This is a genomic window from Micromonospora maritima, from assembly GCF_902825405.1.
Lineage (GTDB): Bacteria > Actinomycetota > Actinomycetes > Mycobacteriales > Micromonosporaceae > Micromonospora > Micromonospora maritima.
In genome coordinates, this window is sequence record NZ_CADEAU010000340.1 from 1 (window position 1) to 5,845 (window position 5,845).

At 75.3% G+C, this 5,845-nt stretch carries 2 protein-coding genes; both read right to left on the bottom strand.

Going from position 1 to position 5,845, the window contains the following annotated elements; genetic code table 11:
• A partial coding sequence (locus HUW36_RS23775) for a type I polyketide synthase (RefSeq protein WP_174530211.1) occupies positions 1–5,173 on the bottom strand: 5,173 nt, incomplete at its 3' end.
• On the bottom strand, positions 5,170–5,845 hold a 676-nt coding region (locus tag HUW36_RS35020; RefSeq protein WP_343044357.1), incomplete at its 5' end, for a biotin--[acetyl-CoA-carboxylase] ligase. The genes HUW36_RS23775 and HUW36_RS35020, both read right to left, overlap by 4 nt.

Below are 5,845 nucleotides of genomic sequence, written 5' to 3' on the forward strand. Positions count from 1 at the left end.
CGACCGCCGGCCGGGGAGCCGGGACGGCCGGCGCCGGGCGCATCTCCCGCAGCGTCCGGCCGCCGCGACGCAGGAGTTGCGCCAGCGGCGTCGCCGACACCACCACCTGCGGTCCGAGGTCGTGGGCGATCACCCGGTACAGCGCCTCGACGCCGTCGGCCGGCGGGATGCCGTACGCGGGCGCCGCGCCGACCGGCACCGGGGGCGGCGGCGTGACCTCGGCCGCCGGGCCGCCCAGCGCCTGGTCCAGGGTCTGCCCGTCGATCACCCGCATCAGGAAGTCGGTGGCGGCGACCAACTCGACGCCGTCGTCGTCGACGAGCGTCACGTCGCCGTTGAAGTAGCTGTCGCCGGCGCTCTCGTCCAGCCGCAGGTGCACCCAGAGCCTCGGCGTCAACGGGGACCGGATCACCAGCCGCCCGTAGCCCATCGGCACGCAGCCGCCCATCGTCGGGCTCTTGCCGAACGCCGTCGCCTCGTCGAGCACCGACGGGTGCAGGGGCATCCGGTCCACCTCGGCCCGGACGACGTCGGGCATCTCCAGCAGGGCCAGTTTGTCCGGCCCGTCCCCGTGGTGCACCTCGCGGATGTTGCGCCAGTGCGGGCCGAGCCGGAACCAGCCGGAGGAGGCGAGTTCCTCCTCGGTGAAGTTGCCCGCCACCTTCGGGCACCGGCCCCGGATCGCGTCGAGGTCCAGCCGCGGCGGCTCACCGGCGGGCAGCCAGCGGACCGTGCCCTGCGCGTGGGTCCGGCCGAGGCTGCTGCTCACGTGGAAGCGCAGGGTCTCGCCGGCCTCCCGGACGAACTGGATCCGCACCTGCGCGGAGGCCCCCTCGGGCAGCGCCAGCGGCTGGACGAACACCACGTCGGCCAACTCGACCACGTGGTCGCCGGGCGGCGGGGCGACCGCGTCGACGAACGCGGCCCGCACCGACTCCAGGTAGGTCACCCCGGGCAGCAGCGGACGCCCGTCCGACCGGTGCTCGTCGAGCAACCAGTGGGTGCTCGCGGAGAGCGTGCCGCCGTACCAGGGCAGTCCGCCCGGCACCGGGTAACGGGTGTCGAGCACCGGGTGGCCGAAGGGCTCGCCGGCCGGCCGGGTCGGGTCGGGGATCTCGGCGGCCATGCCGACCTCCCGCCAACCGCCGAAGTTGACCGAGACGACCCGGCGGGCCCAGTCGGTCGCCCACCGCGCGTACGCGTCCTTGAACAGGTTCGCGGCGCAGTAGTCGACCTGACCGAGGTCGCCGGCCACCGCCGCGTCCGACGAGCAGAGCACCACGAAGTCCAGCGGCAGGTCGGCGAAGACCCGGCGCAGGGTCACGGTCCCGGTCACCTTGGGCCCGAGCACGGCGTCGGCGGCGGCGGCGGAGCGCACCTCGATCATGCCGCCGCCGGGCAGGCCGGCGGCGTGCAGGATGCCGTCGAGCCGGCCGAACCGGTCGAGTGTCGCGGCGCGTACCCGACGCAGCGCGGTCTCGTCGGCGACGTCGGCGGCGAGGGTCAGCACCTCGGCGCCGTGCTCCTCCATCCGCCGGATCGCGGCCATCGCCCGGCCGGTCCGGTCCCGGTCGCCGTGCTCGGCGAGGTGGGCGTCCCAGGCCGCGCGGGGCGGCAGGGCGGTACGCGAGACCAGCACCAGGCGGGCCCGCGACTGCCCGGCCAACGCCTCGGCGACGGTGATGCCGATGCCACCGGTGCCGCCGAGGACGAGGTAGACGCCACCCTCACGCAGGCCCGCGCCGTACGGGTCGGTCGGCTCGACCGCCACCGGACGGTGGTCCGGCACCCAGCGGCGGCCCCGACGCACCGCGACCTGCGGGTCGGTCGCCGGACGGCCCAGTTCGGCGAGGACCGCCGCGACCGGGTCCGGCTCGTCGGCGGCGACGTCCACGTGCCGGGCGGACAGCCAGGCGAGTTCGTTGGGGGCCACCTTGGTCACGCCGACGACGGTGGCGTGCTCCGGGCGGGTCAGGTCGCCGCCCACCACGTCCTGGGTGCCGATCGTGACCACGTCCAGGTGCACCCGCTCCGGATCGACCGCGGCCAGCGCCCGCACCAGCGCCAGCAGGCTGTGGAAGCCGGTGCGCTGGGCCTCGGTCACCGCGACCGGGTCGGTCGGGTCGACCGCGTCCCCGGCCGCGAACGCGTGGACGAACCGCTCCGGCAGGCCGTCGACGGCCAGGGCGGCGACCAGCGCGTCGTAGTCCTCGGCGCGGTCCGGCCGCAGCACGTGGCGGCCCCGCTCGTCGCGCCCGAAGGAGGCGCCGGCGACCACCTCCTGGACGTCGACACCCATCGCGAGGAGCCGGTCGGCCAGCCCGGCGGCCCCGCTCGCGGGGCTGAGGACCACACACCGCCCGGGCAGGGCGGGCCGCCCGGCGGGCGCCGTGGCGAGCCGCCAACCCGGCACACTGAACCAGTCGTCGAGCCCGCCGGCCGGCTCGACCCGGACGTCGGCGACCGTTGCCGCGGTTGTCTCCGGCGCGAGCGCCGACGTCGGGGCCGCGACCCGCTCGGGCTGCGGGTCCGGGTCGACCCAGTGCCGGATCCGCTCGTACGGGTAGTGCGGCAGCGACACCCGCCGGGCGACCCCGCCGCACGCCTCGGCGGCCAGCGACACCCCGGACACCCAGAGCCGACCGGCGGCGCCGTACAGCGTCTCCTCGTCGGTGGCCTTGTCGCCCTGGCCCGGCAGGCTCTGCACCGGAGCGGGGCTGCCCTCGGCGAGCTGCCGGCGGGCCTGCCCGGACAGCTGCCGTCCCGGACCGCACTCCACCAGCGCCCACGGGCCGTCCTCGCGCAGGGTGGCCAGGCAGGCGTCGAACCGGACCGGCTCGCGCAGGTGACGGGTCCAGTAGTCGGGGTCGGTGGCCTGCGCGTCGGTGATCCAGTCACCGGTCAGGTCGGACAGGTAGCGCAGGGCCGGCGCCCGCATCGGCACCGAGGCGACCACCGCCCGGAAGTCGGGCAGGATCGGGTCGACCATGGCCGAGTGGAACGCGTGCGAGGTGCGCAGCTGCTTGGCCGACACGTCGTCGGCGCGCAGCCGCCGGGCGAACTCCTCGACCGCCTCCGGCGGCCCGGCCACCACGCAGGAGCCCGGGGCGTTGACGGTGGCGACGGTCAACCCGGCGGGCAGCATCGGGCTCACCTCGGCCTCGCCGAGGCCCACGGCGAGCATCCGGCCCGGGGGCAGCGACTGCATCAGCTCGCCCCGTGCCGCGACCAGCCGCAGGGCGTCCGCCAGGTGGAAGACCCCGGCGAGGGCGGCGGCCACGTACTCGCCGACGGAGTGCCCCACCATCGCCGCGGGTTCCACCCCCCAGGAGCGCCAGAGCAGGGCCAGCGCGTAGTCGACGACGAACACGGCGGGCTGGGTGTAACGGGTCTGCGCCAGCAGGTCCGCCCGGTCCGGGTCGAACGCCACCTCCCGGATGTCGACCTCCAGGTGCGGCCGGAGCAGGTCGGCGCACTCGTCGACCGCCGCGGCGAAGACCGGTTCCCGCTGGTACAGGCGGGCCCCCATGCCCGGGGACTGGGAGCCCTGACCGGGCAGGAGGAACCCCACCCGCGCCGGTCCGGCCGTGCCCCGGAGCAGCCGCCGGGCGTGGTTGAGCCCCGCCACCGCGTCGGCCGCGTCGGCGACGACCACGGCGGCGCGGTGCGCGTGCTCCCGCCGTCCGGTCCGCAGCGTGTACGCCACGTCGCCGAGGTCCAGGGTCGGGTTGTCGGTCAGGTGGCGGGCGAGCCGGGCGGTGGCCGCGCGCAGTGCCGTCTCGGTACGCGCGGACACCTGGAGCAGGTGTCGCTCGCGGGGGGCGGTGATCCGTGCTTCCGGAGCCTCCTGGAGGACGAGGTGCACGTTGGTGCCGCCGAAGCCGAACGAGCTGACGCCGGCCCGGCGCGGCGCGCCGTCCGCCGTCCACTTCGACAGGGTCGAGTTCAGCCGGAACGGGCTGGTCTCGATGTCGATCGCCGGGTTGGGGCGGTCGTAGTTCAGCGACGGCGGGATCACCTGGTGGGTCAGGGCCAGCGCGGTCTTGATCAGGCCGATCACGCACGAGCCCTGGCTGAGGTGCCCGACGTTGCTCTTCACCGAGCCGAGCGCGCACCAACCGACGTCGGTGCTGCCGCGCCGGAAGACGTCGTTGAGCGCGGCGAACTCGATCGGGTCGCCCATCAGGGTCCCCGTGCCGTGGGCCTCCACGTAGGACACCGTGCGCGGGTCGACGTCGGCGACCGCGAGCGCCTGCTGCACGGCGGTGGCCTGGCCCTCCTGGCTGGGCGCGCTGAACGACACCTTGACGTTGCCGTCGTTGTTCACCGCGTTGCCCAGGATCACCGCGTGCACGGTGTCCCCGTCGGCGAGCGCCGCGTCGAGCCGCTTCAGCAGGACCACGCCGCCGCCGCTGGCCCAGAGCGTGCCGCCGGCGTCGGCGTCGAAGGGGCGGACGTGCCCGTCCGGCGACTCCGGCGACCCCTCCAGGTAGAGGTAGCCCGCGCCGATCGGGAACTCGATGCTCACCCCGCCGGCCAGCGCCATGTCGCACTCGGCGTTGCGCAGCGCCTCGCACGCCAGATGGATCGCCACCCCCGAGCTGGAGCAGGCGGTGTGCACGCTCATCGCGGGCCCGCGCAGGCCGAGCCGGTAGGACACCGACGTGGCCAGGTAGTCGGGGCCGTTGCCGACGTGCGACAGCGACGCTCCCGACGACCGCCAGATCGAGGAGTTCCGCTTGACGTGTTCCCAGTGGTACGTCTCCTCCCCCGCGCTGCCGTAGACGGCGATGTCGCCGGGGTAGCGGGACGGGTCGACGCCGCCGTCCTCCAGGGCGCTGTGCGCCAACTCCAGGAACAGCCGGTACTGCGGGTCGGTGACCTCCGCCTCGCGCTTGCTCATCCCGAACAGGGTGTGGTCGAGCTTGTCCAGGTCGTCGAGGTTGGCCACGGCGGACACGAACGCGGGGTCGTCCACCTCCTCCGCCGGCAGCCCGGTGGCGAGCTGCTCCTCCCGGGAGGTGAAGGTGACCGACTCGACGCCGTCGACCAGGTTCCGCCAGAACTCGCGGACGTCACCGGCGCCGGGCACCCGGCAGGCCATGCCGACCACGGCGATCGGCCCCATGCCCGGCAGGTCGCCCGGGCCCGACTCGTTCCTGCTCTCGGTCATTGCTGTCCCTCCGTGGGGCGGTCGAGCGAACGGTTGCGCCACGCGTCGCGGGTGAGCATCGCCTCGCGGCGGGCGGTGGCCCTGGTGACGGCCCGGCTGTGGGTGTCGCTGGTGGTGGTGCCGTCGAGGGTGCCGGCGAAGGTCCGCACGGTCGGCAGGCGGAACAGGTCGGCCAGGCGCACCTCGCGGCCGAACTCCTGGACCAGGCGGTGCCGGAGTTCGGTGACCACCAGCGAGGTGCCGCCGCTGTCGAAGAAGTTGTCGTCCAGGCCCACCGAGTCGCGGCCGAGGACCGCACGCCACAGGGCGGCCACCCGACGTTCGGTGGCGGTGGCGCCGGCGAGCCGGAGCGAGGTGGCCGGCAGTCCGGTCGGGTTCTCCGGCAGCTCGTCGGCGCGCAGCGTCACGTTCAGGCCCACCCCGACCACGATCGCGGGCGGTTGGGCGGCCCCGTCGCCGGGCACCGCCTCGGCCAGCACGCCGGCGCACTTCGCGCCGTCGACGAGCAGGTCGTTCGGCCACTTCAGCTTGGCGTCCACCTCGGCCAGCAGGCGTACCGCCTCGACCAGCGCGACGCCGGCCAGCAACGGCAGCCAGCCGTACCCGGTGGCCGGCACGGGCGACCAGCCGCGCTCGGCGACCGCCTCGCCCGGCCGGAGCAGGACGCTGGCC